27 protein-coding genes are annotated in these 25225 nt (G+C 55.2%); 20 read left to right on the plus strand and 7 right to left on the minus strand.

Annotated elements, in window-relative coordinates:
• The 15 genes from nuoH to AC0L7R_RS07445 all read left to right on the plus strand — a co-directional run bounded on the left by nuoH (position 1) and on the right by AC0L7R_RS07445 (position 13378).
• Positions 1–1041 carry an NADH-quinone oxidoreductase subunit NuoH gene (nuoH, locus tag AC0L7R_RS07375; RefSeq protein WP_348109459.1) on the plus strand — a complete coding sequence of 347 codons (1041 nt, stop codon included), beginning with the start codon at positions 1–3 and terminating at the stop codon, positions 1039–1041.
• 1 nt (position 1042) lies between these two features.
• Positions 1043–1264 carry a hypothetical protein gene (locus tag AC0L7R_RS07380; RefSeq protein ID WP_247128209.1) on the plus strand — a complete coding sequence of 74 codons (222 nt, stop codon included), beginning with the start codon at positions 1043–1045 and terminating at the stop codon, positions 1262–1264.
• Positions 1261–1755 carry an NADH-quinone oxidoreductase subunit NuoI gene (gene nuoI, locus AC0L7R_RS07385; protein ID WP_247128208.1) on the plus strand — a complete coding sequence of 165 codons (495 nt, stop codon included), beginning with the start codon at positions 1261–1263 and terminating at the stop codon, positions 1753–1755. Before AC0L7R_RS07380 ends, nuoI begins: the two co-directional genes overlap by 4 nt.
• 21 nt (positions 1756–1776) lie before the next feature.
• Positions 1777–2202: a DUF4259 domain-containing protein gene (locus tag AC0L7R_RS07390; protein WP_473659965.1), complete on the plus strand. Its 426-nt coding sequence runs from the start codon at positions 1777–1779 to the stop codon at positions 2200–2202.
• Positions 2199–2585: a carboxymuconolactone decarboxylase family protein gene (locus AC0L7R_RS07395; protein ID WP_247128206.1), complete on the plus strand. Its 387-nt coding sequence runs from the start codon at positions 2199–2201 to the stop codon at positions 2583–2585. Before AC0L7R_RS07390 ends, AC0L7R_RS07395 begins: the two co-directional genes overlap by 4 nt.
• Positions 2582–2977, plus strand: a complete 396-nt coding sequence (locus tag AC0L7R_RS07400; protein WP_247128205.1) for a carboxymuconolactone decarboxylase family protein — start codon at positions 2582–2584, stop codon at positions 2975–2977. Before AC0L7R_RS07395 ends, AC0L7R_RS07400 begins: the two co-directional genes overlap by 4 nt.
• Positions 2974–3579, plus strand: a complete 606-nt coding sequence (locus AC0L7R_RS07405) for an NADH-quinone oxidoreductase subunit J (RefSeq protein WP_247128204.1) — start codon at positions 2974–2976, stop codon at positions 3577–3579. Before AC0L7R_RS07400 ends, AC0L7R_RS07405 begins: the two co-directional genes overlap by 4 nt.
• 281 nt (positions 3580–3860) lie before the next feature.
• Entirely contained in the window at positions 3861–4199 is a 339-nt protein-coding gene (locus AC0L7R_RS07410) for a hypothetical protein (protein WP_473659968.1), read from the plus strand.
• Between the two features lie 448 nt (positions 4200–4647).
• The gene (nuoK, locus tag AC0L7R_RS07415; RefSeq protein WP_247128202.1) at positions 4648–4953 is read left to right on the plus strand and encodes an NADH-quinone oxidoreductase subunit NuoK; all 306 of its coding nucleotides are present in this window, start codon (positions 4648–4650) and stop codon (positions 4951–4953) included.
• A 4-nt stretch (positions 4954–4957) separates the two neighbouring features.
• A complete protein-coding gene (gene nuoL / locus AC0L7R_RS07420) occupies positions 4958–7165 on the plus strand; it encodes an NADH-quinone oxidoreductase subunit L (protein WP_473659970.1) in 2208 nt (735 codons plus the stop codon).
• Positions 7165–8712, plus strand: a complete 1548-nt coding sequence (locus AC0L7R_RS07425; RefSeq protein ID WP_473659972.1) for an NADH-quinone oxidoreductase subunit M — start codon at positions 7165–7167, stop codon at positions 8710–8712. The genes nuoL and AC0L7R_RS07425 overlap by 1 nt, the downstream gene beginning before the upstream one ends.
• Before the next feature lie 11 nt (positions 8713–8723).
• Positions 8724–10163: an NADH-quinone oxidoreductase subunit NuoN gene (gene nuoN / locus AC0L7R_RS07430; protein WP_473659974.1), complete on the plus strand. Its 1440-nt coding sequence runs from the start codon at positions 8724–8726 to the stop codon at positions 10161–10163.
• Positions 10153–10923 (plus strand): biotin--[acetyl-CoA-carboxylase] ligase, encoded by a 771-nt coding sequence (locus AC0L7R_RS07435; protein WP_473659976.1) that lies wholly within the window; start codon positions 10153–10155, stop codon positions 10921–10923. The genes nuoN and AC0L7R_RS07435 overlap by 11 nt, the downstream gene beginning before the upstream one ends.
• 11 nt (positions 10924–10934) lie before the next feature.
• Entirely contained in the window at positions 10935–11708 is a 774-nt protein-coding gene (locus AC0L7R_RS07440) for a type III pantothenate kinase (protein ID WP_247128197.1), read from the plus strand.
• Positions 11705–13378 carry an MBL fold metallo-hydrolase gene (locus tag AC0L7R_RS07445; protein ID WP_473659978.1) on the plus strand — a complete coding sequence of 558 codons (1674 nt, stop codon included), beginning with the start codon at positions 11705–11707 and terminating at the stop codon, positions 13376–13378. The genes AC0L7R_RS07440 and AC0L7R_RS07445 overlap by 4 nt, the downstream gene beginning before the upstream one ends.
• 98 nt (positions 13379–13476) lie before the next feature.
• Here AC0L7R_RS07445 and AC0L7R_RS07450 read toward each other — a convergent pair whose 3' ends face one another.
• From AC0L7R_RS07450 to AC0L7R_RS07475, 6 genes are all read right to left on the minus strand, one after another.
• The gene (locus AC0L7R_RS07450; protein ID WP_473659980.1) at positions 13477–13704 is read right to left on the minus strand and encodes a DUF2798 domain-containing protein; all 228 of its coding nucleotides are present in this window, start codon (positions 13702–13704) and stop codon (positions 13477–13479) included.
• Positions 13705–13756: 52 nt separating this feature from the next.
• On the minus strand, positions 13757–15262 hold the full coding sequence (locus tag AC0L7R_RS07455; RefSeq protein ID WP_473659981.1) for a DEAD/DEAH box helicase: 1506 nt from the start codon (positions 15260–15262) through the stop codon (positions 13757–13759).
• Between the two features lie 119 nt (positions 15263–15381).
• A complete protein-coding gene (locus AC0L7R_RS07460; RefSeq protein WP_473659982.1) occupies positions 15382–16002 on the minus strand; it encodes a hypothetical protein in 621 nt (206 codons plus the stop codon).
• 56 nt (positions 16003–16058) lie between these two features.
• The gene (locus AC0L7R_RS07465) at positions 16059–16787 is read right to left on the minus strand and encodes a HupA family protein (protein ID WP_473659984.1); all 729 of its coding nucleotides are present in this window, start codon (positions 16785–16787) and stop codon (positions 16059–16061) included.
• Positions 16788–16900: 113 nt separating this feature from the next.
• On the minus strand, positions 16901–18496 hold the full coding sequence (locus AC0L7R_RS07470; RefSeq protein ID WP_473659986.1) for a peptide chain release factor 3: 1596 nt from the start codon (positions 18494–18496) through the stop codon (positions 16901–16903).
• Between the two features lie 242 nt (positions 18497–18738).
• Positions 18739–19278 carry a TetR family transcriptional regulator gene (locus tag AC0L7R_RS07475; RefSeq protein ID WP_473659987.1) on the minus strand — a complete coding sequence of 180 codons (540 nt, stop codon included), beginning with the start codon at positions 19276–19278 and terminating at the stop codon, positions 18739–18741.
• A gap of 112 nt (positions 19279–19390) precedes the next feature.
• Between AC0L7R_RS07475 and AC0L7R_RS07480 the strand changes: the two genes are divergently transcribed.
• The 3 genes from AC0L7R_RS07480 (at position 19391) to AC0L7R_RS07490 (ending at position 22147) form a co-directional block, all read left to right on the plus strand.
• Positions 19391–20407, plus strand: coding sequence for an NAD-dependent epimerase/dehydratase family protein (locus AC0L7R_RS07480; RefSeq protein ID WP_473659989.1), 1017 nt, complete (start codon positions 19391–19393; stop codon positions 20405–20407).
• 330 nt (positions 20408–20737) lie between these two features.
• Complete coding sequence (locus AC0L7R_RS07485; RefSeq protein ID WP_473659991.1) at positions 20738–21556, plus strand: hypothetical protein; 819 nt, start codon at positions 20738–20740, stop codon at positions 21554–21556.
• Positions 21557–21610: 54 nt separating this feature from the next.
• The gene (locus AC0L7R_RS07490) at positions 21611–22147 is read left to right on the plus strand and encodes a hypothetical protein (RefSeq protein ID WP_473659992.1); all 537 of its coding nucleotides are present in this window, start codon (positions 21611–21613) and stop codon (positions 22145–22147) included.
• Positions 22148–22150: 3 nt separating this feature from the next.
• Here AC0L7R_RS07490 and AC0L7R_RS07495 read toward each other — a convergent pair whose 3' ends face one another.
• Positions 22151–23155, minus strand: coding sequence for a Hint domain-containing protein (locus tag AC0L7R_RS07495; protein ID WP_247128187.1), 1005 nt, complete (start codon positions 23153–23155; stop codon positions 22151–22153).
• Positions 23156–23306: 151 nt separating this feature from the next.
• On the opposite strand from AC0L7R_RS07495, the gene AC0L7R_RS07500 reads away from it, so the two are divergent.
• Both AC0L7R_RS07500 and AC0L7R_RS07505 read left to right on the plus strand, forming a co-directional pair.
• Complete coding sequence (locus AC0L7R_RS07500; RefSeq protein ID WP_473659995.1) at positions 23307–24086, plus strand: SDR family oxidoreductase; 780 nt, start codon at positions 23307–23309, stop codon at positions 24084–24086.
• Position 24087: 1 nt separating this feature from the next.
• Entirely contained in the window at positions 24088–25206 is a 1119-nt protein-coding gene (locus tag AC0L7R_RS07505) for a hypothetical protein (protein WP_473659997.1), read from the plus strand.
• The last annotated feature ends 19 nt before the right edge of the window (positions 25207–25225 follow it).

Consider the following 25225-nt stretch of genomic DNA (forward strand, 5'->3'; position numbering starts at 1 on the left):
ATGATTGAGTTTTTCACCAATACAAACCTAGGCATGGTCCTTGTGATGTTGGGCCAGTGTCTACTGGTTTTGATCCCGCTGTTGGTCGCCTTGGCCTTCTTGATGTATGCGGACCGCAAAATCTGGGCGGCTGTCCAGATGCGCAAAGGGCCGAACATGGTTGGTGCCTACGGTTTGCTGCAATCCTTCGCGGATTTCTTGAAATACATCGTCAAAGAAATCGTCGTGCCTGCGGGCGCTGACAAAGGTGTCTTCTTCCTTGCCCCGATGATTTCCTTCGTTCTGGCGGTTGTCGCTTGGTCGGTGATCCCATTCAATGACGGTTGGGTCGTGTCCAACATCAACGTCGCGATCCTGTTCGTCTTCGCTGTGTCATCGCTGGAAGTTTACGGCGTGATCATGGGCGGTTGGGCGTCGAACTCAAAATATCCATTCCTCGGCTCGCTGCGGTCTGCCGCGCAGATGATTTCTTACGAAGTGTCATTGGGCCTGATCATCATCGGTGTGATTATCTCAACCGGTTCTATGAACTTCGGGTCAATCGTTGCAGCGCAAGACACTGATTACGGTATCCTCGGCTGGTACTGGTTGCCGCACTTCCCGATGGTATTCCTGTTCTTTATCAGCGCCTTGGCTGAAACGAACCGCCCACCGTTCGATCTGCCAGAAGCGGAATCAGAATTGGTTGCGGGCTACCAAGTTGAATATTCATCCACCCCATTCCTGCTGTTCATGATCGGCGAACTGATGGCCGTCGTGCTGATGTGCGCGCTGATCTCGCTGCTGTTCTTCGGTGGCTGGTTGTCCCCACTGCCGTTCCTGCCGGATGGCGTGTTCTGGATGATCCTGAAAATGGCGACCGTGTTCTTCTTCTTCTCCATGGTGAAGGCGATCACACCGCGCTACCGCTACGACCAACTGATGCGCATCGGCTGGAAAGTCTTCCTGCCAATGTCCCTCGTATGGGTCGTGTTCATCGCCTTCATGGCAAAGTTCGAAGTCTTTGGCGGCTTCTGGGCACGCTGGGCAGTAGGCGGCTGATATGGCAAACCAGCTCAACAAAATGTCGCTCGAAGACTTGCGTCAGATGCGCAGCGACATTCTGGCTGGTCAAACGGCTGAAGACGGAAAAATGACCGTCGGTGAATATATCGCCCAATTCGGCGACCAAAAAACGCAGCGGGCCGAAAAAGCTGCGTTTCTTGTGCAAATTGATGAAGCAATCGGCAAACTAGACGTGACTGGTTCGGAGACCCGCCCATGACCCAAATCGATTATACCCGCGCCGCGAAGTACTTTTTGCTTCAGGATTTCTTCCAAGGCTTCAAGCTTGGGTTCAAATACTTCTTCTCGCCAAAAGCGACGTTGAACTACCCGCACGAAAAGGGGCCTTTGTCCCCGCGTTTCCGCGGTGAACACGCGTTGCGCCGCTATCCAAACGGCGAAGAACGTTGCATCGCATGTAAACTGTGCGAAGCGGTTTGTCCTGCGCAGGCGATCACCATCGACGCGGAACCGCGCGATGACGGATCCCGCCGGACCACACGCTACGACATCGATATGACGAAATGCATCTACTGCGGCTTCTGTCAAGAAGCCTGCCCAGTGGATGCCATCGTCGAAGGTCCAAACTTCGAATTCTCAACAGAGACACGCGAAGAATTGTACTACGATAAAGACAAACTGCTGGCGAACGGCGACCGTTGGGAAGCCGAAATCGCACGTAACCTCGAAATGGATGCACCTTACCGATGATCCTTGGGCCGGTTTCATAAGATGGGCGCTTGGGGCACAGGTAGCTTTGACAACGATGGGGCGTTGGACTTCCTCGCGGATTACCGCGAAGGGACCGCTGCTGTTGTGGAAACTGTTCTGCGCGACATCGCAAATCTTGCGGATGGCACATACATCGAAATCGACGCAGGGCAGGCGGCTATCGTCGCTGGCGAAGTCGTCGCAGCATGCCACGACAATCCATCGACGAAGGTGGACGAAGATGTGGTATCCGAACTTCTGGTCCATCGTGCAGATGTTGCCGAAAACCTCGACCTGATTGATTATGCTGCGGCTGCGATCCCAAAGGTACTGGCGTCGGAAACATCCGAACTCGCCGAACTGTGGGAAGACGCATCTCCTGAAGATGCCGAATCCTTCCAAAGCAACACAGCCGATTTGCTGACGCGTTTGGGGGATATCGTATGACCCAAACAGACACCTATGCAGCAGGCAAAGCCCTTTCTGAGGCCGTAAACCCCGGCATGGAAGACGCACTTGCGGCGCGTTATGATGCGCTTGTGCCTGGTCTGTCCAAGATGGTTGTGAATGTGGCTTATGGCACGTTCTACGCACGTGACGGCGTTGACGAAAAGACACGTTTGCTGGCCACCATTGCAGCGTTGACCGCGCTTGGCGGCCAGACAAAACCGCAATTGCAGGTCAACATCCGCAGCGCCCGCGCTGTCGGGGCCACCCGCGAAGAAGTCTGCGAAATCATCTACCAGATGACGCTTTACGGCGGCTTTCCGGCGATGATCAACGCGATGAACGCGGCCATCGAAGTCTTTGAGACGGAGGATGCGGCATGACCGATAACCCGTTCGAGGCCATGATGAAGATGGGCCAGGAAATGGCCAAATCCATGAACCCTGATCTTGAATCCTTTATCCCAAAGGGTTTCGAGGATATGTTTCCGACCATGCCAAAAGACATGATGGAAGCATTCATGGGGAAAGGTATCTCGCCTGACGGGCTGGATGCAAAAACGAAACTGCTGCTGACCTTGCATGGGCTGACCATCGCTGGGGCAACCGCAGAACCGCAGATCAAATTGACCGTGCGCCACGCTGTCGAAGCAGGGGCCACAAAGCAGGAAATCGCAGAAACGATTGCCACAGCCGCTATGTTCGGTGGTGTGCCTGCAATGACAAAGGCCATGGAATTGGCCACTGACGTTTTAGACAAGGATCAGGACGCATGACAGTTTTCGCGTTTACTTTCTATCTCTTTGCCATCTCCGCGCTTGTCGGTGGGCTGTTGACCGTGGTCAGCCGCAATCCGGTTCATTCGGTCTTGTGGTTGATCCTCGCGTTCCTGTCATCGGCGGGTCTTTTCGTCATGCTGGGCGCCGAATTTGTGGCGATGCTGCTGATCATCGTCTACGTCGGCGCGGTCGCGGTGTTGTTCTTGTTCGTCGTGATGATGCTCGACGTTGATTTCGCCGAACTGAAGGCGGAAATGACCAAATACATGCCGCTCGCGTTGCTGATCGGTTTGGTCTTGGTCATGCAGCTGATGATCGCACTTGGCGTTTGGGGCTTCTCTGACGGGGCGGAACTTCGTGCAGCCGCACCAGTCTCCGACGTTGAAAACACCGCAGCCCTTGGTCTGCTGATCTACGACAAATACTTCATGCTGTTCCAACTGGCTGGTTTGATCCTGCTGGTTGCGATGATCGGGGCGATTGTTCTGACACTGCGCCACCGTGTGGACATCAAGCGCCAGAATGTTTTGGAACAGATGTACCGCGATCCTGCAAAAGCGATGGAACTGAAAGATGTGAAACCGGGGCAGGGGCTTTAATCGCCCTCTGGTCTTCGGCCACTACACTTTCGACTATACGACGGGGCAGCTTCGGCTGCCCTGTTTGCGTTTTGGGGCCAGATTTTTCGTCAAAGCCCGCTTTTCCTTAATTATGACAATTATTTCGGGTCTATTCTGCGCAACTGGCTTGGTTAAATCATAAGCGTAGTTTGCGCTATACGGTTGATACTAAACGGTAAAGTAGAATGGTGTGGGTTTGTGTCGACGTTCCCAAGCCGACAAGAAATGTAAGACCTAGAACCTGAACAAGGACGATAACGATGAAAAATGTACTTATTGCTGCCACAATTGCAGTCTGTGCGACGGCTGCAGGCGCGCAAGACCTGGCAGTCGAAGGCGAAACAGGTGTGACATACACTGTGCTGGAAGTGTCCAACGCATCCGGCGTGAAAAAAGATGCGGTGACGCGTCGCAATGCTGATGGCGCGAACACATACACACAGCATCACGTCAGCTGTGAACCGTACCGGATCGGTCTTGTTGCATCAGGTCCGACACTTGATTCGTTGAATGAAAACCCTGTTGCAGATCCCGAAATGGTCGAAATCATCCGCGGTTCCGCTGAAGATAAAATCGCTGCATACGCCTGCGCAAACTAAGCGCTGCGACCAACGTCTGACCGCGATGGCGTCGATAGACGTCGTGCCGCGCCCCAATGTGGGTTTGTCAAAACGTCGGTCTTGAAGGTTAAGAAAAGGGGTCCTCGGGCCCCTTTTTTGTTTTCTACGTCTGTTCGACCGGTCAAATAGGTTCGACGGTTCCTTTGGCAAAGCCTGATAGAAAATCCCCACAAAAGCTGCTGTTTTGCAGCGATACCTGTCCATTCCGACGCGGTTCAGAAATAAACCTTTCAGTAACTTACGGCGCGATATTCCCTTTTTTTGACGCCATCGAGAATTAATGCCGCGATAGAGGCCCTTGAATGGCAGTTTGCGCGGTCCTAGGGCTTGAACCTACCCCCCCAAACTGACTATGACGTCTTGGAAAATACCGCGCCCGCGCACGGGTGCCGAACCGGGGATCGCCACCCCGAAGGGGATGCAAAGCATGATCGGACTTGAACATTATCTCGCGGTGGCTGCGGCCCTGTTTGTGATCGGGATTTTCGGACTTTTCCTGAACCGTAAGAACGTCATCATTTTGTTGATGAGCATCGAATTGATGCTGCTCGCGGTGAACATCAATCTTGTCGCCTTTTCCAGCTACCTTGGTGATCTCACCGGTCAGGTCTTCACCCTGTTCGTTTTGACGGTCGCCGCTGCCGAAGCTGCGATTGGTCTCGCCATTCTTGTCTGTTTCTTCCGCAACCGCGGCACTATCGACGTCGAAGACGTCAACGTGATGAAGGGTTAATAATATGGAAACCATCATCCTCTTCGCCCCGCTTGTGGGCGCCTTGATTGCGGGCTTCGGCTGGAAGATCATCGGCGAAAAGGCCGCGCAATACCTGACGACAGGTCTGTTGATGTTGGCCGCGTTCCTGTCTTGGATCGTTTTCTTCACATTCGATGGCGTAACAGAGCATATCCAGATCCTGCGTTGGATCGAATCCGGCACGCTCAGCACAGACTGGGCGATCCGCATGGACCGTCTGACTGCGATCATGTTGATCGTGATCAACACAGTATCCGCCTTGGTGCACCTGTATTCCTTCGGCTACATGGCCCACGACGAAAACTTCGGTGAAGGCGAAAACTACAAGGCGCGTTTCTTCGCGTACCTGTCGTTCTTTACTTTCGCTATGTTGATGCTCGTGACCTCTGACAACCTTGTCCAAATGTTCTTTGGCTGGGAAGGGGTGGGCGTCGCGTCTTACCTGTTGATCGGTTTCTACTACAAAAAACCATCCGCAAACATCGCCGCGATGAAGGCCTTTGTCGTCAACCGCGTCGGTGACTTCGGTTTCGCGCTTGGTATTTTCGGTCTTTACATGATGACCGACAGCATCAAGTTCGACGACATCTTCGCCCAAACACCGCAACTGGCTGAAACTACACTTGGTTTCATCGGGTTGGAGTGGAACGCAGCGAACCTGCTGGCGATCCTTTTGTTCATCGGTGCGATGGGTAAATCGGCACAGTTGTTCCTGCACACATGGTTGCCAGACGCGATGGAAGGCCCTACGCCTGTGTCCGCATTGATCCACGCCGCGACAATGGTAACGGCTGGTGTCTTCCTCGTTTGCCGGATGTCACCACTGTACGAATTTGCGCCAGAAGCGAAGAACTTCATCGTCTTCCTTGGTGCGTCGACTGCATTCTTCGCGGCCACTGTTGGTCTGGTCCAGAACGACATCAAGCGCGTCATTGCTTATTCTACATGTTCCCAGCTGGGCTACATGTTCGTCGCGGCCGGCGTTGGCGTCTATTCCGTTGCGATGTTCCACCTGCTGACACACGCGTTCTTTAAAGCGATGTTGTTCTTGGGCGCGGGTTCCGTGATCCACGGGATGCACCACGAACAAGACATGCGGAACTATGGCGGTCTGCGACACAAGCTGCCTAAAACGTTCTGGGCGATGATGATCGGCACATTGGCGATCACCGGTGTCGGTATCCCATTGCTTTACATTGGTTTTCCTGTCGGCTTTGCGGGCTTTGTATCCAAAGATGCGATCATCGAATCCGCTTATGCAGCCGGTAACGGCTACGCGTTCTGGATGTTGGTTGTGGCTGCGTTGATGACCAGCTTCTACAGCTGGCGCCTGATGTTCCTGACGTTCTACGGCACACCGCGCGGTGACAAGCATACGCACGAACATGCGCACGAAAGCCCGAACGTGATGTTGATCCCATTGGCAGTCTTGGCCATCGGCGCAATCTTCTCGGGCATGTATTTCTACAAGGACTTTTTCAAGTCTGACAAATACGTAGGCCAGTTCTTTGGCGTGCTTGAAACGAAGTACGAAGAAGATCACGCAGCCCTTGGTTTCACCCTTGTTGCACCTGCTTATGCAGCTGGCGAAGAAACCGACGATCATGCTGATCACACTGATGAGACCCATGCAGAGCACATGGCCGACGGCACTGCAGCTGCAGAGCACGGTGAAGATGCGGCTGGTGCACACGATGCCCATGGTGACGATCACGAAACGGCATGGCCAGCAACACCGGGGCAGGGCGCGATCTTTAAGCACCCTGACAACCACGTCCTACACGAAGCGCACAGCGTTCCGGTTTGGGTAAAGCTGTCACCGTTCTTTGCAATGCTTGCCGGTTTCGCGCTGGCGTTCCAAATGTACATCCGTCGTCCGGACCTGCCTGCCAAACTGGCAGAGCAACAGGCGCCGCTGTATAACTTCCTGCTGAACAAATGGTACTTCGACGAACTCTACGATGTGGTGTTTGTGCGTCCGGCAACCGCCATTGGCCGCTTCCTGTGGAAACAGGGTGATACCAACACAATCGACGGCGGGATCAACGGCTTGGCCATGGGTATCGTCCCGTTCTTCACACGGCTCGTGAATAAAGCGCAGTCCGGCTACATGTTCACTTACGCATTCGCGATGGTTCTGGGGATTACTGTGCTTCTCACATATGTGACTTTGTTTGGGGGGGCTGGCTAATGGGCAACCTTCTTTCACTCACAACATTCATCCCGCTTGTCGGGGCGGCGATCCTTGCGCTTTTCCTGCGCGGCAACGACGCGGCTGCGCAAAAGAACGCAAAATGGGTGGCTTTGGCGACGACCATCGCAACCTTCATCGTATCCTTGTTCATCATCGGTCAGTTCGATCCATCCAACACAGACTTCCAGATGGTGGAAGAACGTGACTGGCTGCTTGGTCTGCAATACAAAATGGGCGTCGACGGGATTTCGGTTCTGTTCGTCATGCTCACAACATTCCTGATGCCACTGGTGATCGCGTCCTGCTGGAACGTCGAACACCGCATCAAAGAATACATGATCGCATTCCTGTTCCTTGAAACACTGATGCTTGGCGTGTTCATGGCGCTGGACCTCGTATTGTTCTACCTCTTCTTCGAAGCAGGCCTAATCCCGATGTTCCTGATCATCGGTATCTGGGGCGGGGCGAACCGGATCTACGCATCCTTTAAGTTCTTCCTCTACACCTTCCTCGGCTCTGTTCTGATGCTGGTTGCGATGGTGGCAATGTTCACTGACGCAGGCACAACAGACATCCCGACACTGATGACACACACATTCGGGTCCGAAGGGTTCTCTGTCCTCGGCATCCACGTTGTCGGTGGGATGCAAACCCTGATGTGGCTCGCGTTCTTCGCATCGTTCGCGGTGAAAATGCCAATGTGGCCGGTCCACACTTGGTTGCCAGACGCACACGTGCAGGCCCCAACAGCCGGTTCCGTCGTTCTTGCAGCGATCCTGTTGAAAATGGGCGGCTACGGTTTCTTGCGCTTCTCCCTGCCAATGTTCCCAATCGGGTCCGAAGTCATGGGCCCACTGGTTCTGTGGCTGTCAGCAATCGCGATTATCTACACGTCGCTTGTGGCCTTGGTCCAAGAAGACATGAAGAAACTGATCGCCTATTCATCAGTCGCCCACATGGGTTACGTGACAATGGGTATCTTTGCGGTGAACCAGCAGGGTATCGACGGCGCGATTTTCCAGATGATTAGCCACGGCTTCATCTCTGGCGCGCTCTTCCTCGCGGTTGGAGTGATTTACGACCGGATGCATACTCGCGAAATCGACGCTTACGGCGGTCTGGTTAACCGGATGCCGGCCTACGCGCTGATCTTCATGTTCTTCACAATGGCGAACGTTGGCCTGCCGGGCACATCTGGCTTCATCGGTGAATTCCTTGTTCTGATGGGCATCTTCCAAGTGAACACATGGATCGCCGTGTTCGCGACAACCGGTGTAATCTTGTCTGCGGCCTATGCGCTGTGGCTGTACCGCCGCGTTGTTATGGGCGACCTCATCAAGGAAAGCTTGAAGACAATCACCGACATGACCGCCCGTGAAAAGTGGATCATGGCACCGCTGATCGTGATGACCCTTCTTTTGGGTGTCTATCCGGCGCTGGTTCTCGACATCATCGGTCCAAGTGTTGCGGCACTTGTTGATCAATACGACACTGCAACGGCGGCGTTCGGCGCTGCTGACCAAACCGCTGCTGCGGCACATTAAGGACAGACATTATGATTTCCGCTGACCTTTCCATTGTCCTCCCCGAAGTTCTGTTGTCGCTTTACGCGATGGCGGCCCTTTTGATCGCGGTCTACACCAGCAAAGACGGCATGGCCTCTTTGTTAACGTGGACCACGTCGGGCGTTTTCGTGCTGCTGGCCGTTTGGTTGATGATCAACGGGGCAGGGACCCAAGAAGCGTTTGGTGGCATGTTCATCGACGACGGCTTCGCGCGGTTCTCCAAGGTTGTGATCCTGCTGTCCGCTGCGGCCATCCTGCTGATGTCCGAAGGCTACATGCAGCAGCGTGACCTGCTGAAATTCGAATACCCGCTTCTGGTCGCTTTGGCAGTGGTTGGGATGATGGTCATGGTGTCCGCAGGCGATCTGATGGCGCTTTACATGGGCCTCGAATTGCAATCTCTGGCGCTTTACGTGGTCGCATCCTTGCGCCGCGATAGCGTGAAATCCACCGAAGCTGGTTTGAAGTACTTCGTCCTCGGAGCGCTGTCGTCCGGTTTGCTGCTCTACGGTGCATCCCTGACATACGGCTACGCTGGTACGACATTGTTCTCCGGCATTATTGAGGCCACCGCAGACGATCCATCTTTGGGCCTGCTGTTTGGCATCGTGTTCCTGATCGCGGGTTTCGCGTTCAAAGTATCCGCAGCACCGTTCCACATGTGGACGCCAGACGTCTACGAAGGCTCACCAACACCTGTGACCGCATTCTTCGCAACGGCCCCAAAGGTCGCCGCGATGGCATTGTTCGCACGTGTTGTGCATGACGCATTCGGCGGTATCGTCGGTGATTGGCAGCAGATCGTGGCGTTCTTGTCCGTTGTGTCCATGTTCCTTGGCGCAATCGCGGCCATCGGCCAAACCAACATCAAACGCCTGATGGCCTATTCATCCATCGCGCACATGGGCTTTGCGCTGATGGGCTTGGCGGCTGGTACGGCGTTCGGCGTGCAAGCGATGCTGATCTACATGGCGATCTATGTCACCATGAACATCGGTACATTCGCGTTCATCCTGTCGATGGAACGTGACGGCCAAGTTGTGACCGACATCAACAGCTTGAAAATGTATTCCAAGGGCCAGCCTTTGCGCGCCTTGGCGATGCTGATCCTCATGTTCTCGCTCGCGGGTGTGCCACCAATGGTTGGCTTCTTCGGCAAGTTCTACGTGCTGCGCGCCGCTTATGACGCGGGTCTCGGCTGGTTGGCCGTGGCTGGTGTGGTGGCGTCCGTGATTGGTGCGTTCTACTACATCCGCATCGTGTACTTTATGTACTTCGGCGAAGAGAATGAAACCGCGCTCGACAGCAAAATGTCTCCGGTCCTGTGGACGTTCTTGATGGCGTCTGCTGCTGCGATGATCTTTGGTGTGTTCAACCTGTTCGGGATTGAACCATCCGCAGCGGCTGCGGCAGCAACGCTTGTCAACTAAGGTCACGACAACACCAGATTGGCCGCAAACCTACGGCCGGATCGTCTTAAACGAAGTCGATAGCACGTTGGATGAAGCCCAAAGGCAATTTCCAGCGCTGACCCAAAAAACATGGTTCCTTGCGCATCACCAAACAGGTGCGCGGGGCAGGCGGGGTCGGGCATGGGATATGCCCTCTGGTAACTTTGCCGGAACGCTTGCAGTTCAAGATCCCACACCTTCAACTTTGTCAGCACTACGGTCGTTTGTGGCGGCATTGGCGCTCTATGACGCGCTTGTCGTCGTGACAGGTCGTCCCGATAGTTTTGCGCTGAAATGGCCGAACGACGTACTACTGAACGGTGGCAAAGTCGCTGGTATCTTGCTCGAAAGCATCAGCCAAAAGAACGCCATTGTTGGCATCGCGGTGGGCATTGGCGTGAATTTGGCAGGCGCACCGCATGTCTCGAAGGTTGAAGAACGCGCGCTGCGGCCCGTCAGCGTTGCTGGCGAATTCGGGATCGCGGTCGGGGCAGAGGACTTTCTTGATATTCTCGCACCGATCTATGCTCGCTATGAAACCCAACTGATCCAATTGGGGTTTGGGCCGATCCGCGAAGCATGGCTCGCGCGGGCAACAAAACTGGGCGAAGTCATCACAGCACGACTGCCCAACGAAGAAATCACCGGCACGTTTGAGACCTTGGACGAAAACGGCTACCTCATCCTGAAGACATCAAAAGAACGGCGCAAAATCGCGGCGGCAGATATCTTTTTCTAGGGAGACGACCCATGCTTTTGGCCATCGACTGCGGTAACACGAATACGGTTTTCTCGATCTGGGACGGGGACAGCTTTATCGCGACGTGGCGGACATCGACCGAATGGCAGCGGACCGCGGATCAGTATTACGTCTGGCTGTCTACGTTGATGAACTTTCAAAAGATCGACGTTGAAATCGACGAAGTCATCGTCAGTTCAACAGTGCCACGCGTCGTGTTTAACCTGCGTGTTCTGTCGGATCGCTATTTCAATTGCCGCCCCATGGTGGTGGGCAAATCCGATTGTGCATTGCCGCAAGAGGCGCGTGTCGATGAAGGCACAACCGTCGGTCCGGACCGTTTGGTCAACACCGCGGGGGCGTTCGATAAATTCGGTGGCGACCTGATCGTGGTCGATTTCGGAACCGCCACAACTTTCGACGTTGTGGCGTCAGATGGTGCATATGTGGGCGGGGTGATCGCGCCGGGTGTGAACCTGTCGCTCGAGGCATTGCACAACGCGGCCGCAGCCCTACCTCATGTCGATATATCCAAGCCGCAATCTGTTGTGGGCACCAACACGGTGGCCTGTATGCAGTCCGGCGTCTTTTGGGGTTACATCGGTCTGGTGCGTGAGATATGCGCACGGATCAAGGCCGAACGCGGCGTGCCGATGCGGGTCATTGCGACCGGCGGTCTGGCCCCGTTGTTCCAGCAAGCAGAGGCGCTATTCGACGCCTTCGAAGAAGATTTGACGATGCACGGACTAATCGTGATTCATCGCTTTAATAAGGAAATAACATGAGCAAAGGCTCTGACCGCTTGATCTATCTGCCCCTCGGTGGGGCCGGTGAGATCGGCATGAACGCATATGTCTACGGCTACGGCAAACCAGGCAAAGAACGGCTAATCGTTGTTGATCTGGGGGTCACGTTCCCCGACATGGACGGCACACCAGGTGTGGATCTGATCCTGCCCGATATCGCGTGGCTCAAAGAACGCCGCGCGCAGATCGATGGCATCTTCATCACGCACGCACACGAAGACCACGTGGGCGCGATCGGGCACTATTGGGACCAGTTAGGTGCACCAGTCTACGCGCGGCCTTTCACGGCCAATATCGCGAAACGCAAAATGGTCGAAAACGGCCAGCCCGAGGGCGCTGTGAACGTCGTTGGTGTCTACCCTGAAGTCATACAGTGTGGCCCGCTATCGGTGTCCTACCTGCCGATTTCGCACTCGATCCCCGAAAGCGCAGGCCTGCTGATCGACAGTCCTGACGGGCGCATTCTGCATTCGGGCGATTTCAAAATCGACCTGACACCGGGTGTTGGTGATCCGTTTGATCCAGACCTCTGGGCTGAAGTGTCCAAAGACGGCGTCAAAGCGCTGGTTTGCGATTCCACGAACGTCTTTTCTGACGCACCGGGCCGGTCTGAAATGACTATCGGGCCAGCGATTGCCGAGATGATGAAAGAAGCATCCGGCATGGTTGTAGCGACGACATTCGCGTCCAACATTGCACGTCTGAAGACGCTCGCTCTGGCTGCGGTCGAAGCCGACAGATCGGTCGTTCTACTGGGCCGCGCGATGCGCCGCATGGTCGAAGCCGCGACCGAAGTGGGCATCCTGACCGGTTTCCCACCCGTGGTCAGCCCCGAAGATGCACTGCAAATGCCGCGTGAAAACGTCATGTTGCTGGTGACAGGATCTCAGGGCGAACGCCGCGCGGCTTCTGCGCAATTGGCGAACGGCAACTACATGGGGATCAAGCTGAAAGAAGGGGACACATTCCTGTTCTCGTCCAAAACGATCCCCGGCAATGAACGCGGCGTGATCCGCATCATGAACCAATTGTCCGAACTGGGAGTCGACGTGATCGACGACGCAGGCGGCAAATACCACGTCTCCGGTCACGCGAATAAGCCCGACATCTTGGCGCTACATGACATCGTGAAGCCGCAGATGGTGATCCCGATGCACGGCGAACACCGTCACCTGCGCGAACACGTCAAACTGGCGAACAAACATGGCCGCACGGGCATTGTCGCTGTGAATGGCATGATGCTAGACCTGTCCGGCAATGCGCCGACGGTGGCTGAATACATCGAAACGGGGCGGACTTATCTTGATGGGACGGCCAAAATCGGCCAGTTCGACGGAATTGTACGTGACCGGATCCGGATGGCGTTGAATGGCCACGTAGTTATCACGCTGATCATTGACGAAAACGACGAACCGCTCGGCGATCCTTGGGTCGAATTGAACGGTCTGTCAGAAGTTGGTGGGTCAGGTGCGGCTTTGGTCGATGTGATAGAACAAGACCTGTCACAGTTCATCAACCGCGCGAACCCCAAAACATTGCGTGATGATGTGAAGCTTGAGAAAGAGCTGAAATCTATCGCGCGTCGCACTGCGCAAGGCGAGATCGGCAAAAAGCCAGAGGTGATGGTGATCGTGTCGCGCCTGAGCTGAAGACGGCGCTGCGCTGAAAGTGCGGATGCCTCCGGCGGGGATATATTTTGAGGCAAAAGAAATAGGCGTTCCGTGTCACATGGCCGGGGCGCCTTTTCTTATGAAGGGCGGACCAGCTTTGCCACGATTTTGCGTGTGACGGGGCCAAGCACCAGAACCAGCGGGAACGCGACAATCCAGCTGGCGATCCATGATCCCATCCAGAGCGCCACAAATCCTTCGGCCACTCCAATCGCCCGCCACGTCGCGATCAATGTGACGAAGAATGTCATCATGCCGCTCAGGATCAGACCAAACAAAATCGGTGTGGCGCGGGTTGGAAACATAATGCTGCTCTATGGAAACAAAAAAGGCGGGCGCAGTGCCCGCCTGATGATGTTAGGCCTTTGCGCGATCCGCAAAGCTAAGGGCGATGAATGCTGGGGTGTCATCGCCAAGCCCCACAACTTTGTTGTCGTTGTGACGGTTGTTCTGGCCACCCCGACCACCACGTCCGCGATTGTTCGTGTCGCGTGGTTTGTCGTCGTGACGCGGCTTTTCATCACGTTGCTTGTCTTGACGTGGTTTTGCCTCGCGCGGCTTTTCGTCTTTGGCTGCTTGCGGTTTTTGGTCCGGCGTTTCAGCAGCAGCATCCGTAGCCACAGGTTTGTCGTCCGATTTACGACCACGTGACCGCGACCGTTTTGGCTTTTCAGCTTTCGGCGCATCCTCGGACGGGGCGTCGGCGGCGGCTTTTGCCATCGGGTTTTCAATGCGCGGGATTTCTTCTTTGACCAAGGCTTCGACGTCGGCAAAGTTTTTGTCGTCACGCCCCACGCAGATCATGATCGCGGTGCCTTTACGGCCTGCACGACCCGTCCGGCCGATCCGGTGTACGTAGTCTTCGGCGTGTGACGGCACATCAAAGTTAAACACATGCGTCACAGCTGGGATGTCGAGACCACGGGCAGCCACGTCGGATGCCACAAGGATTTTCAGTTCATTGTCACGAAACTGTTCCAGCGTCCGTGTCCGGTGGCTTTGGTCCAGATCGCCGTGAATAGGGGCGGCGTTATAGCCGTATTTATTCAGGGACTTAGAAACAATATCGACGTCAGACTTGCGGTTACAGAAGATGATCGCGTTAGTGCAGGCGTCACCTTCCAGATCAATCAACTTGCGCAGCAAAGCGCGCTTCTCAGAAGGTTCCTTGCGCTTATCGGACCCTTTGAACATCACAACACCTTGCTTGATGTTGGTGTTTGTGGTGGCCGCACGGGCGACTTCGACTTTGGCGGGGTTCGACAGGAACGTGTTGGTGATCCGTTCGATTTCAGGCGCCATCGTGGCCGAGAAGAACAGCGTCTGGCGGGTAAACGGCGTCCGCTTGAAGATTTCTTCGATGTCCGGAATGAAGCCCATGTCGAGCATCCGGTCAGCTTCATCAATTACCATGACCTTTACGTCGGTCAGAATCAGTTTGCCGCGCTCTAAATGGTCAAGCAAACGACCAGGTGTTGCGATCAGCACGTCGACGCCTTTGTCGATCAGCTTGTCTTGGTCCTTAAAGGATGTCCCACCGATCAGCAGGGCTTTGGACAGTTTGGTGTACTTTGCATATGCGTCAAAGTTTTCCGCGACCTGTGCGGCCAATTCCCGTGTCGGGGCAAGAACAAGCGAACGCGGCATCCGCGCCCGTGCCCGACCACGGCCCAAAAGGGTGATCATTGGCAGTGTAAATGCGGCAGTTTTGCCTGTCCCTGTCTGGGCGATGCCCAAAACGTCGCGGCCTTCCAACGCGGGCACAATCGCGCCTGCTTGAATAGGGGTAGGGGTATCATAGCCCGTCTCTGCAACGGCTTTGAGAACCTTATCGCTCAGGTTCAGGTCAGAGAATTTTGTCATAGGCGCCTTTCGAAATGTTGCGGCTGTAGTGACCGCAAGATAGCGCGGCCCGCCTGACCGGATTGTCAGTGCGTTGGACACGCGTTTCCTATGCGCAACCTCTGTCTAGGTCAAGGAAATCAGTGATTTGTTAGGATTGAGGGGTGGATTTGTGGGATATAACCCGCTTGCAGCACAGTGACGGTGGGTTTTGGTGTCAAAACGGAAACAGTTGTTTCAGAATCAGTATCAATGGCTGGGCGGTATCCGTCGGGTGAATAGGGGTGCAGACCCCGTTCCCAGACCAACGCAGGGCCCGCGTCGTGCCAGATCATTACACCGTCCGGCAGCGCGGAAAGTATGGCGTCATAGCGAACTTGGCTGCGATCCCGCCGGACACGCGCAGGATGCAGCACCTTGTCCATCGCTTTGGCGCTTGGCCGATGCCCCGTTGCCGTCGTCCATGCTGCGACATAATCTTGATAAGCCGCCCGCCGACAATACCCGCAAGGGCGGTGCCCGGCGGCAAAGGCCACCGCTTCGTCGAGGAAAAACAACTCGGTCCAATTGCGTCCTGTCATGACCGGACGGCGGCGACCCTGCCAATCCAGCGTGCAACAAATCCAAGCGTGATGCGACCACCGCGAGGTGCCCAGAGTCTTGTCATCACGGTGAATGATCCCACGATTACCGGTCAGCGTGCCACGGGCGGAGATGGCTGCAATGTCGCCAGTGGGAAGGACGCGGTTTTGAAGGGGCATTGATCACACTTCAATATGCTGGCGGCAGGAAATCCGCCGCCAGCCAAAACGCGTGTTTAGCGTTCGCCAAGGAATTCCCCATAAAGGAATTCAGAATCCGATGACCCACTTTCGGTCACGGTGCCCTCTACGAAACCTTCTACATATCCGTAATCGGTGTCGGTAAAGTCGCCCAGCATCGTTGCTTCAACATCGTAGCTGCCAGTATCGTCAGACAACGTTCCGTCAAGCCCCGCCGAAAAAGTGAAATCAACGCTTGTATCAGTTGATCTATCAATCGCGCCGGACGCGGATGTAATCGCCAGCGATCCTGTCGCGACCGTGTCATCACCCAAGACAACGTTGCCCACAGTGCCGCCAATCGATCCATCGCTAAAGTTCGCGATCAATTCCATTTCACCAATTGCCGGACCGAGGCTGAGCAGGCCATCGTAGGAAGCGCTGCCGCTTGTCGGAAGGGTAGTTGGGTCCGTGTAAGGTGTCGTGAACAGTTCTGCGATTCCGCCGTACAAGTCTTCGGCGCGGGCTGTGAATTCTTCGCCGAGATCGTCATAGTCTTCTTCATAGAATTCTTCGAAATCGGGCAGTTCTACGACAACGTCATCGGATGAATCTGCCTCAGATTTTTCGTTTTCGCTGACAAGCAAGCCGGACCCGACGCCGTCAAGGCTGTCGCGTGCGGTATCTTCAGCTTCGGTTTGGATGGCTTCTTCTATGGCGCTGCCCACACAACCAGTGAGCGCGAAAATGGACGTTAAAATAGCAGCCGTTTTTAAAGTCTTCATGGTATCCCTGTATCTTACAAAATCATAATTAACTTAGCAGCACGCCAGCGTCGGAATTTCGGCGGTGCCTGTCAACTTAAAAGTGAATTTTGACCAATACGATACAGGGGATACTAAACCATCATTTCTTTCGTCGCCGACAGTTCCACATCCGGATAGTCCCGCGCTACGCGGTCAATGTCCCATTGCAGGCGCGTCAGGAACACGGTGTCACCGTCGTTATCCGTCGCAATATGCTGCTTGTTGGCATCCGCGAACTTCTCAACGGCATCCTTGTCACCCAATACCCAACGGGCTGATGTGAACTGCGATCCTTCGAACCGCACGGGCAGGCCGTATTCCATCTCAATGCGGCTGGCGAGCACTTCGAACTGCAACGCCCCTACAACGCCAACGATGAAGCCGGATCCAAACGTTGGTTTAAAGACCTTCGCGGCCCCTTCTTCAGCAAACTGCATTAGGGCTTTTTCAAGGTGTTTCGCCTTCATCGGATCACCCGCACGGCAGGTCTGCAGCAATTCTGGCGCAAACGACGGGATGTTCGACACACGGATCGCTTCGCCTTCGGTCAGCGTATCACCGATGCGCAATTGGCCGTGGTTCGGAATACCAAGGATATCGCCCGCATAAGCCTCTTCGGCAAGTTCACGATCTGCCGCGAGGAACATCACAGGGTTCGTCACAGCCATCTGTTTCTTGGACCGCACATGCGTCAGCTTCATCCCACGGTTAAAGTGACCGGACGCGAGCCGGACAAAGGCCACACGGTCGCGGTGTTTCGGATCCATGTTCGCCTGTACCTTGAAAACAAAGCCAGTGACCTTCTTTTCCTCGGGCGACACGTTGCGCGGGGTCGCGGTCTGCACTTGCGGTTCGGGACCGTAGTTCGCGATCCCGTCCATGAGTTCTTTTACACCAAAGGAATTCATCGCAGAGCCGAACCAGATCGGCGTCATCGTCCCGTCAAGCAAGGCCTGCGGATCAAGCGGCGGCAGTAATTCCTTCGCCATTTCGATCTCTTCGAGGAATTTCTCGAGCAGATCAGCAGGGACAAGTTCGGCCAGCTTCGGGTCATCCAACCCGTTCACTTGCACGCTTTCGGCAACCTTGTTCCGGTCAGCACGGTCCATCAATTCTAGCTTGTCGCGCAGGATGTCGTAACACCCGATAAATTCACGACCCACACCAATCGGCCATGACGCAGGGGTCACGTCGATGGCGAGGTTCTCTTGAATTTCGTCAATGATCTCAAACGTATCTCGGCTTTCGCGGTCCATCTTGTTACAGAAGGTCAGGATCGGCAGATCGCGCAGACGGCAAACTTCGAACAGCTTCTGGGTCTGACTTTCCACACCCTTCGCACCATCAATCACCATCACGGCGGCATCAACGGCGGTCAACGTCCGGTACGTATCTTCCGAGAAATCAGAGTGACCGGGCGTGTCCACCAGATTGAAGCGGTATTTTTCAAAATCAAACGACATCGCAGATGCGGACACGGAAATCCCGCGGTCCTTTTCCATCTGCATAAAGTCGGACCGCGTCCGGCGTGCCTCGCCTTTCGCACGCACCTGACCCGCCATCTGGATCGCGCCACCATACAGCAGGAATTTCTCAGTCAGCGTCGTTTTACCAGCATCCGGATGCGAGATAATCGCAAAGGTCCGGCGGCGGGCAATTTCAGGCGGTAAGGTCGGGCGATTTGTCATGGGAAGCGTTTACGCGGCAGGCGCGGAAAGGGCAATTGGCAAAGCGGCGGTGCATTGGGGCGCTTGACGGGGGACCTTCAGACTGAGTGGTCAGTTAGCATGCGGTAGTACATGGAAAGGGGGCGCGGATGACGGGTTTGAGCCATATTGACTTATACTGCACCATCAATGAATGGCCGCTTTCGCATGTGATCGATCAGGAACAAGCGACATAAGTGTCGCGCTAAGTTGAAACAAAAATACTATTTCGAAACGGCCAAAAGGGCATGAACCACGGCTGTGATATCGCGCGCGACGTCTTCTCGGGTGCGGGCGTTTCTGTGAATGCCGAACGCGCAAGACAGGATGAGGTGCGTGAGATCGCTGGGGTTTGTGTATCCTGCTTCGGCCATCATGCCCTCGATCTGTCTGGCGACGTCGGTGTTCAGCTTTTCAAACGCTTCGCCTGCGTAAAGCACCTTGTCTTCCATCATTTGGGCGACGTGAGGCGATTGAAGCATATCGAAAACGACACAGTATTTGGCCACCAAAGCGGCAGTGAGGCGGCCCTCAACGCTCCCTGATTTCGAAAACTCCTCATCCATCAGGGCGCGTAATTCATCCAAGATGGATGCAACAACTGCCTGAAAAACCGCGTTCTTATCCTTGTAACGGCTGTACAGGGTCGGCTTGGCGATACCGGCGGCATCCGAAATGGCAGCCATCGTCGTCGCACGCAGCCCCCGTTCAAAGAACAGGGCCCTCGCGGCGTTAAGTATCTGGTTTTGTCGTTCATCTTTCATAGGGGCAACATCGGTTTCTCTTGGGCTGGCGTCAATTGCAGAAAATAGACTGCAACGGGTTGAATTTACGATATGAACGAATACTGTTCAAATCGTAAGTTTGGAGAGAGCAATGAAAACAGTACTTCTTACGGGCGTCACAGGATTTCTGGGCGGTCATATCGCGGTGGCCTTACTGCGCGCTGGCTATAAGGTTCGCGGCAGCTTGCGGACGCCCTCGCGCAGCGGTGAGACAAAAGAAGCCATCAAAGCTGCAGGCGTCGATGTCAGTCATCTTGAGTTTGTCGAGCTTGACCTGACTAAAGATGCAGGCTGGGCCGAGGCCTGCAATGGCGTGGATTATCTGGTTCACGCGGCATCGCCATTCGTGACGTCCATGCCCAAGGACAAGGCCGAGCTGATCACCCCAGCGGTTGAGGGTACGAAGCGCGCGCTATCCGCAGCCCGTGATGCGGGTGTTGCACGGATCGTATTGACGTCATCGATTGCGGCGATTGTGCCGGGGCGGGGTAAATCAGGGCCAAGCCATTTGGATGCCTCTGACTGGGCTGATCCGGACGGGGACGTGAATGCATATGTGGAAAGCAAAATTCGCGCTGAACAAAAGGCATGGGAGATCCTTAAACCAGGCGCGGGTAAGACAGAGTTGGCCGTGATCAATCCGGCCTTTATCGTCGGGCCATTGCTGGATTCTGATCCGGGAACGTCGGGTGCGTTGTTTCAGCGTTTTTTGCGCGGCAAAGCGCCAGTCGCGCCGCATCTATATTTGCACTCCGTTGATGTGCGTGATTTGGCGGATATGCATGTCGCAGCACTTACTGACCCTGCGGCCGCCGGCGCGCGCACGATTGCCAGCTTTGACTCGTATTCGATACTGCAGATGGCGAACTGCCTGAAAGAGCCGTTCCCTGCCTACAGCAAAAAGATGCCAAAGTTTCAGGCACCCGATTGGTTCATCCGGCTTGTCGCTTTGTTTGATGCAGACATGCGCGCAGGCCTTAAAGAGCTGGGCTATAACCCAACTTTGGACGAAGCACCCGGCCGCGCGCTATTGGGCCGCACGCCAATCCCTATTGCGGACAGCTACGTCGCGACTGCGCAAAGTTTGATTGAGCGGAATTTGGTTTGATACGCCAAGTTTGAGAATTGGGGTGTGGCCCATATAGGTGTGCCACACCTCAAGTCTTCGTTGAAAAGTATCTGTAGTTGAACGACCGAAACCGGTCATTGGTGTGGCCGCAGCAAAAGACCGCTTTGTCCGCGAAGCTGACATCTCCAACAAAAAAATCCACATCCACTTGCTTTCGCGCCAGTATTTAGCGCGCCCTAATGTGTCGCATTCCTTCCATCGCATTTTCAGCCCCGACAGGCGTGGAAACGACGCGTGGCGTTGCGATGGCGCTTGCCACAGGCGTACGATTCCGAAATGCTGATTGGCAGTAATCTAACGAGGTATCAGATGTTCACAAAACTCCGTCTCTTTTTGCAGGCGTTCAAAGCTGTCCGTAGCGGCGATCCCAACCAAATCGACGCCGTCACCCGTGCAGCCATGGCAGGTCCAAAATCGTCGCTAAGCGAGGCTGCACAAGACACGCTGTTTTCGCCGTCCTCAGACCTTTTGTACCCGGTCGCACCTCAATTGACGGACGACCACATCGCAATGATCCGCCGGATGCGACTGGATTGGAACGGCACGGAATCCGGTGCGCCGCAATGCGTGCCATCGCAAAGCTTTACGGGGGGCAAAGCGCCTGACCTGATCCGGACCTTGATCGGTGACGCAGACGACATCGCGATCGCGCACTTTATGGTGGCTTTGCGACCGGCTTTGTCGATCTTCATGGACAAGGCAGAGCTGAAACCGGGGACATATCCATTGTCCAATATGGATGCAGATGGGCTTGCAAGCACCCAACGCGGACTGGATGATGCCGACACGCTTTTTGCGATTGCGCCTGACATGACGATGACCGTCACGGACGCTGACATCGCGCTTGCGAAAGCCGCCCAATGGGAATGGCCGGACGAAGACGATATGTATAGCGCGTTTGAAGCGGGGGACATCGCAGGGCCAACCGTTGATCCCAAACGGCCCTATGGCGACATGACTTATATCGCGCTGGATATGCACCGCGTGCTTGGGTGGCCAATCGAGGAACGCACCGAAAGTGGCCACATCGGTATCTCTGACGCACAAGAGGCCGAAGCAACACGGCTTCACTTCCGTCAACTGGGAACAATGCAAGCATTCTTGGAACATGCGACGGTGACGGATTGATGGGGCGTCGTCACAACGTAAGGATTTGTTAACCAAAATACCCGACCAAGAGGTATGCGGTATCTGACACTTCCTCTCATCCTTCTCTTAACAGCCTGCAGCGGCGGCGGTGGCAATTCGGTCGTTGATCCGATCGACGAACTGCCGAAGGTCATTGAACCCGAACCTGATCCGACACCCACTGGGACCGCCTCTTATCGGGGCCCCACCACGCTGGCCTTTGTGCCCGTATTATCGACTGCCGTAAATTTAACTGGCACCATGTCGCTCGACGTCGACTTCGATGGGGGGGCAGAGCCGGTCACGGGTTTCGCATCAGGTTTTGAAACGGCATCGGGGGCGGCGGTCACAGGGCAACTTTTTCTGAGCGGGGGCAGCCTAAACGACACCGATACGGCCCTTTTGATGTCCAGCCAGTTGTCAGGATCACTTCGGTCCGGAACCGATAGCTATCTTATTTCGGGCCAGATGACCGGTGAAGTTTTAGAAGACAACCAAAGCGCTATCGCAGGACGCATTACCGGCATTGCACAGCAACTTGGTCGCAACGCGCCATTGTCGGGCAGTTTTCAAGCGGGGCGGGTGCCCTGAACGCTAGTCCGAGGACGCCTTGCGCAATAATTCGACGGCATCCGGTTGCGATAGCAAGCCTTCCTGCACTTCGTAATCCAGATGCGGGCGATGCGCGTGACCAGCACCAGACGGGTTCACACCTTCCGGTAAAGCAGCCCGTGTTCTGGGATCAATCAACAGGGATTCCGCAGCAATCCCTTCGGCATAAATGATCTGGTGATTTTCGAACAACAGCTGGAAATAGTCCACAAAACCATCGTCTTTTTGATATACGGTCTCGCCGTTGATTAAATGACGGACCTTCACCAGCACCTCTGACCGACCAGCGCCCAGACGATCCTGACGTTGATACACAAACAGCCGATGGTCAGGGCTGACAATCAGATCGTTTTCGTTGTGCAAAACGCCCTTCTTGATCACGACAGGGGCGTAGCGGCCAATGGCACGCAATGTGGTCTGGCTGATCCACTGAATTTCTTGCGGGCCATCGTCACGAGTTAGAACCTTGTCGCCGGCCTTCAGGTCTTCGATCGGAGTCTGTCTGCCGGACGCCATCGTAATATGCGTGCCCCGTGTGAAGGACACACAAGCGACTTCGGCAAATCGGGTCACGGCGGATTGGCGGTCAATGCCGACCAAACGGTAATCCGTATCGGTCTGAATATTAGCAAGCGGCAAGAAGTAGATATCTTCGACGCCATCCGCTTCGATTTCAACGAAGATCAACCCTTCAAAGGTTGTGCCGTCGGGGGCCATGACGGTGATGCAGGAATCCAGAATGACTTGGTTGCCCGAGGTCCCGAATTGGCTGTCTTCCATAAGCAAAAAACCGGGGCCATCTTCGTTGACGGCCATCGTCAACCGACCGCGCCGCGCTGACCTGTGCAGCTGATAGGTGTCGTCCATGACCAATTCATCTGCAAACGAAAGCGTGTCGCCTTCGGCAACGCCCTCTGTCACCAACAGATCAGCCGCCCGATAAACGATAATTGTTTGTTTTGTCAGTGGGTTAGTCGATTGGGACATTCAGAATGCTCGGGAAGATGGGTTACTCAAACTTTAATCGATAGGTTACGTGCGCGGCAGGATAAGGTCAACGCGACCGTAACACATTCGCGGCATTGCTGGACGGGTGCGACGGTGTTAGCCATTCATCAAGCAGATTGGGAGACTTCACATGGAACTAGGAATTTCTGGGAAACGTGCATTGGTATGCGCATCGTCAAAGGGCTTGGGGCGTGGTTGCGCGGAAGCGCTCGCCGCCGCAGGGGTGAACCTTGTGATGAACGCACGTGGGGCTGAGGTGCTGGAAGCAACGGCTGACGCGATCCGGTCGGAACATGGTGTTGACGTCGTAACAGTTGCTGCTGACGTCACAACCGAAGAAGGCCGCGCCGCCGTTCTGGAAGCTGCAGGCGACATCGACATTCTGGTCACGAACGCAGGTGGCCCACCGCCGGGCCTGTGGTCCGACTGGAACCGCGACGACTTCATCGCAGCTGCGGACGCGAACATGCTGACGCCGATTGCGCTGATGCAGGCGGCCTTGCCCGGCATGATCGCAAAGGGATGGGGACGGATCGTCAACATCACCTCGGTTTCCGTCAAATCGCCGATTCCGCAGCTTGGTTTATCCAACACAGCCCGCGCAGGACTGACCGGCTTTGTTGCTGGCACATCACGGCAGGTCGCCGAACACGGTGTCACGATCAACAACCTGCTGCCGGGTATCCACGCGACAGACCGCGCGGCCAGCCTTGATGAAGGCGTAATGAAAGCGCAAGGCATCGACCTCGCCACGGCACAAGCGCAACGCGAAGCAACAATTCCGGTCCGTCGTTACGGCACATCCGCCGAATTCGGCGCGACCTGCGCGTTCATGTGTTCGCAGCATGCGGGCTTTATGGTCGGCCAGAACATCCTGCTGGATGGCGGCGCCGTGAACGCGACGCTGTAAAATGGCAGCGGGGTACAGCCTAAAGGACGACCTGTTCAACACGGACACGGTCACGCGACTGGCGAACGGTTTTGCCGACGCGGGCGTGTTCAAAGCGCAGCCGTTTGTCGATCAGGTCATGGCTGGCCTCGCGCCGTTGGAGTTAAAAGCGCGGATCGCATGGATCGCAGAGGTGCTCGCCGATCATCTTCCCAAAGATTTTCAGGCGGCGGCTGACGCGATCCAAGCCGGAATGCCACCGCCATTAAGCACAGACAAAACCGACGATGACTTCGGCCATTTCATCTACGCGCCCTTGGGTGTTTATGTTGAAAATCATGGTCTTGATGGTCACCTTTCGACCTCTTTGGATCTTCTGGAAGACATCACAAAACGCTTCTCGATGGAATTTTCGATCCGCGCCTTTCTCAACACACACGAAGCTGCGGTGTTAGAGCGCATGCAGGATTGGGCCGTTGATCCGAATTACCACGTGCGCAGGCTTGTCAGCGAAGGCACGCGGCCAAAACTGCCGTGGGGCCAAAGCGTTGGGTTGACGCACAGCCAGACGTTGCCGCTGCTTGATAGGCTGCACAACGATCCCACACGTTATGTGACAAGATCGGTCGCTAACCATCTGAATGATATCACGAAAAAGGAACCGGATGTCGTTCTGAATCAATTGTCTGACTGGCGCGATACCGGCGCACAAACCACGGCAGAACTGAACTGGATGGCCAAACATGCCCTGCGTGGCCTGATCAAGGCGGGTCATCCCGGGGCAATGGCGCATCTGGGTTACGCACCCGATGCACCGATTGACGTGGTCGATTTCGCGATTTCGTCTGACACCGTGGCACGTGGTGATGGATTGGACATTACAACAACACTGTCGAGCAAAACAGACGCGCCAATTATCGTCGACTACGTGATAGATTTCGTAAAATCAAACGGGACGACGGCACCAAAAGTATCCAAGTTCAAGGTGTTAGACCTCAAAGAAAATGTGTCCGCGACGCTCAAGAAGAAGCACACATTTAAGGATAACGCGACGACATTCACCCTGTATCCCGGTGCGCATCGTATCCATTTACAGGTGAACGGTCGCATTCGCGCCAGCCTACCTTTCGCACTCACCTGACTTGCCCCCGCGAACGCCT

The sequence above is a fragment of the Yoonia sp. D2-7 genome (assembly GCF_055809435.1).

What these genes read in the sequence shown, in the direction of transcription:
- AC0L7R_RS07445 (WP_473659978.1), top strand. Translation starts at nt 11,705, where the DNA reads ATGAGCAAAGGCTCTGACCGCTTGATCTATCTGCCCCTCGGTGGGGCC.
- AC0L7R_RS07480 (WP_473659989.1), top strand. Translation starts at nt 19,391, where the DNA reads ATGAAAACAGTACTTCTTACGGGCGTCACAGGATTTCTGGGCGGTCAT.
- AC0L7R_RS07405 (WP_247128204.1), top strand. Translation starts at nt 2,974, where the DNA reads ATGACAGTTTTCGCGTTTACTTTCTATCTCTTTGCCATCTCCGCGCTT.
- AC0L7R_RS07495 (WP_247128187.1), bottom strand. Translation starts at nt 23,155, where the DNA reads ATGTCCCAATCGACTAACCCACTGACAAAACAAACAATTATCGTTTAT.
- AC0L7R_RS07390 (WP_473659965.1), top strand. Translation starts at nt 1,777, where the DNA reads ATGGGCGCTTGGGGCACAGGTAGCTTTGACAACGATGGGGCGTTGGAC.
- AC0L7R_RS07500 (WP_473659995.1), top strand. Translation starts at nt 23,307, where the DNA reads ATGGAACTAGGAATTTCTGGGAAACGTGCATTGGTATGCGCATCGTCA.
- AC0L7R_RS07440 (WP_247128197.1), top strand. Translation starts at nt 10,935, where the DNA reads ATGCTTTTGGCCATCGACTGCGGTAACACGAATACGGTTTTCTCGATC.
- nuoI (WP_247128208.1), top strand. Translation starts at nt 1,261, where the DNA reads ATGACCCAAATCGATTATACCCGCGCCGCGAAGTACTTTTTGCTTCAG.
- AC0L7R_RS07450 (WP_473659980.1), bottom strand. Translation starts at nt 13,704, where the DNA reads ATGTTTCCAACCCGCGCCACACCGATTTTGTTTGGTCTGATCCTGAGC.
- nuoN (WP_473659974.1), top strand. Translation starts at nt 8,724, where the DNA reads ATGATTTCCGCTGACCTTTCCATTGTCCTCCCCGAAGTTCTGTTGTCG.
- AC0L7R_RS07460 (WP_473659982.1), bottom strand. Translation starts at nt 16,002, where the DNA reads ATGCCCCTTCAAAACCGCGTCCTTCCCACTGGCGACATTGCAGCCATC.
- nuoL (WP_473659970.1), top strand. Translation starts at nt 4,958, where the DNA reads ATGGAAACCATCATCCTCTTCGCCCCGCTTGTGGGCGCCTTGATTGCG.
- AC0L7R_RS07410 (WP_473659968.1), top strand. Translation starts at nt 3,861, where the DNA reads ATGAAAAATGTACTTATTGCTGCCACAATTGCAGTCTGTGCGACGGCT.
- nuoK (WP_247128202.1), top strand. Translation starts at nt 4,648, where the DNA reads ATGATCGGACTTGAACATTATCTCGCGGTGGCTGCGGCCCTGTTTGTG.
- nuoH (WP_348109459.1), top strand. Translation starts at nt 1, where the DNA reads ATGATTGAGTTTTTCACCAATACAAACCTAGGCATGGTCCTTGTGATG.
- AC0L7R_RS07505 (WP_473659997.1), top strand. Translation starts at nt 24,088, where the DNA reads ATGGCAGCGGGGTACAGCCTAAAGGACGACCTGTTCAACACGGACACG.
- AC0L7R_RS07485 (WP_473659991.1), top strand. Translation starts at nt 20,738, where the DNA reads ATGTTCACAAAACTCCGTCTCTTTTTGCAGGCGTTCAAAGCTGTCCGT.
- AC0L7R_RS07425 (WP_473659972.1), top strand. Translation starts at nt 7,165, where the DNA reads ATGGGCAACCTTCTTTCACTCACAACATTCATCCCGCTTGTCGGGGCG.
- AC0L7R_RS07400 (WP_247128205.1), top strand. Translation starts at nt 2,582, where the DNA reads ATGACCGATAACCCGTTCGAGGCCATGATGAAGATGGGCCAGGAAATG.
- AC0L7R_RS07470 (WP_473659986.1), bottom strand. Translation starts at nt 18,496, where the DNA reads ATGACAAATCGCCCGACCTTACCGCCTGAAATTGCCCGCCGCCGGACC.
- AC0L7R_RS07490 (WP_473659992.1), top strand. Translation starts at nt 21,611, where the DNA reads ATGCGGTATCTGACACTTCCTCTCATCCTTCTCTTAACAGCCTGCAGC.
- AC0L7R_RS07465 (WP_473659984.1), bottom strand. Translation starts at nt 16,787, where the DNA reads ATGAAGACTTTAAAAACGGCTGCTATTTTAACGTCCATTTTCGCGCTC.
- AC0L7R_RS07395 (WP_247128206.1), top strand. Translation starts at nt 2,199, where the DNA reads ATGACCCAAACAGACACCTATGCAGCAGGCAAAGCCCTTTCTGAGGCC.
- AC0L7R_RS07380 (WP_247128209.1), top strand. Translation starts at nt 1,043, where the DNA reads ATGGCAAACCAGCTCAACAAAATGTCGCTCGAAGACTTGCGTCAGATG.
- AC0L7R_RS07455 (WP_473659981.1), bottom strand. Translation starts at nt 15,262, where the DNA reads ATGACAAAATTCTCTGACCTGAACCTGAGCGATAAGGTTCTCAAAGCC.
- AC0L7R_RS07475 (WP_473659987.1), bottom strand. Translation starts at nt 19,278, where the DNA reads ATGAAAGATGAACGACAAAACCAGATACTTAACGCCGCGAGGGCCCTG.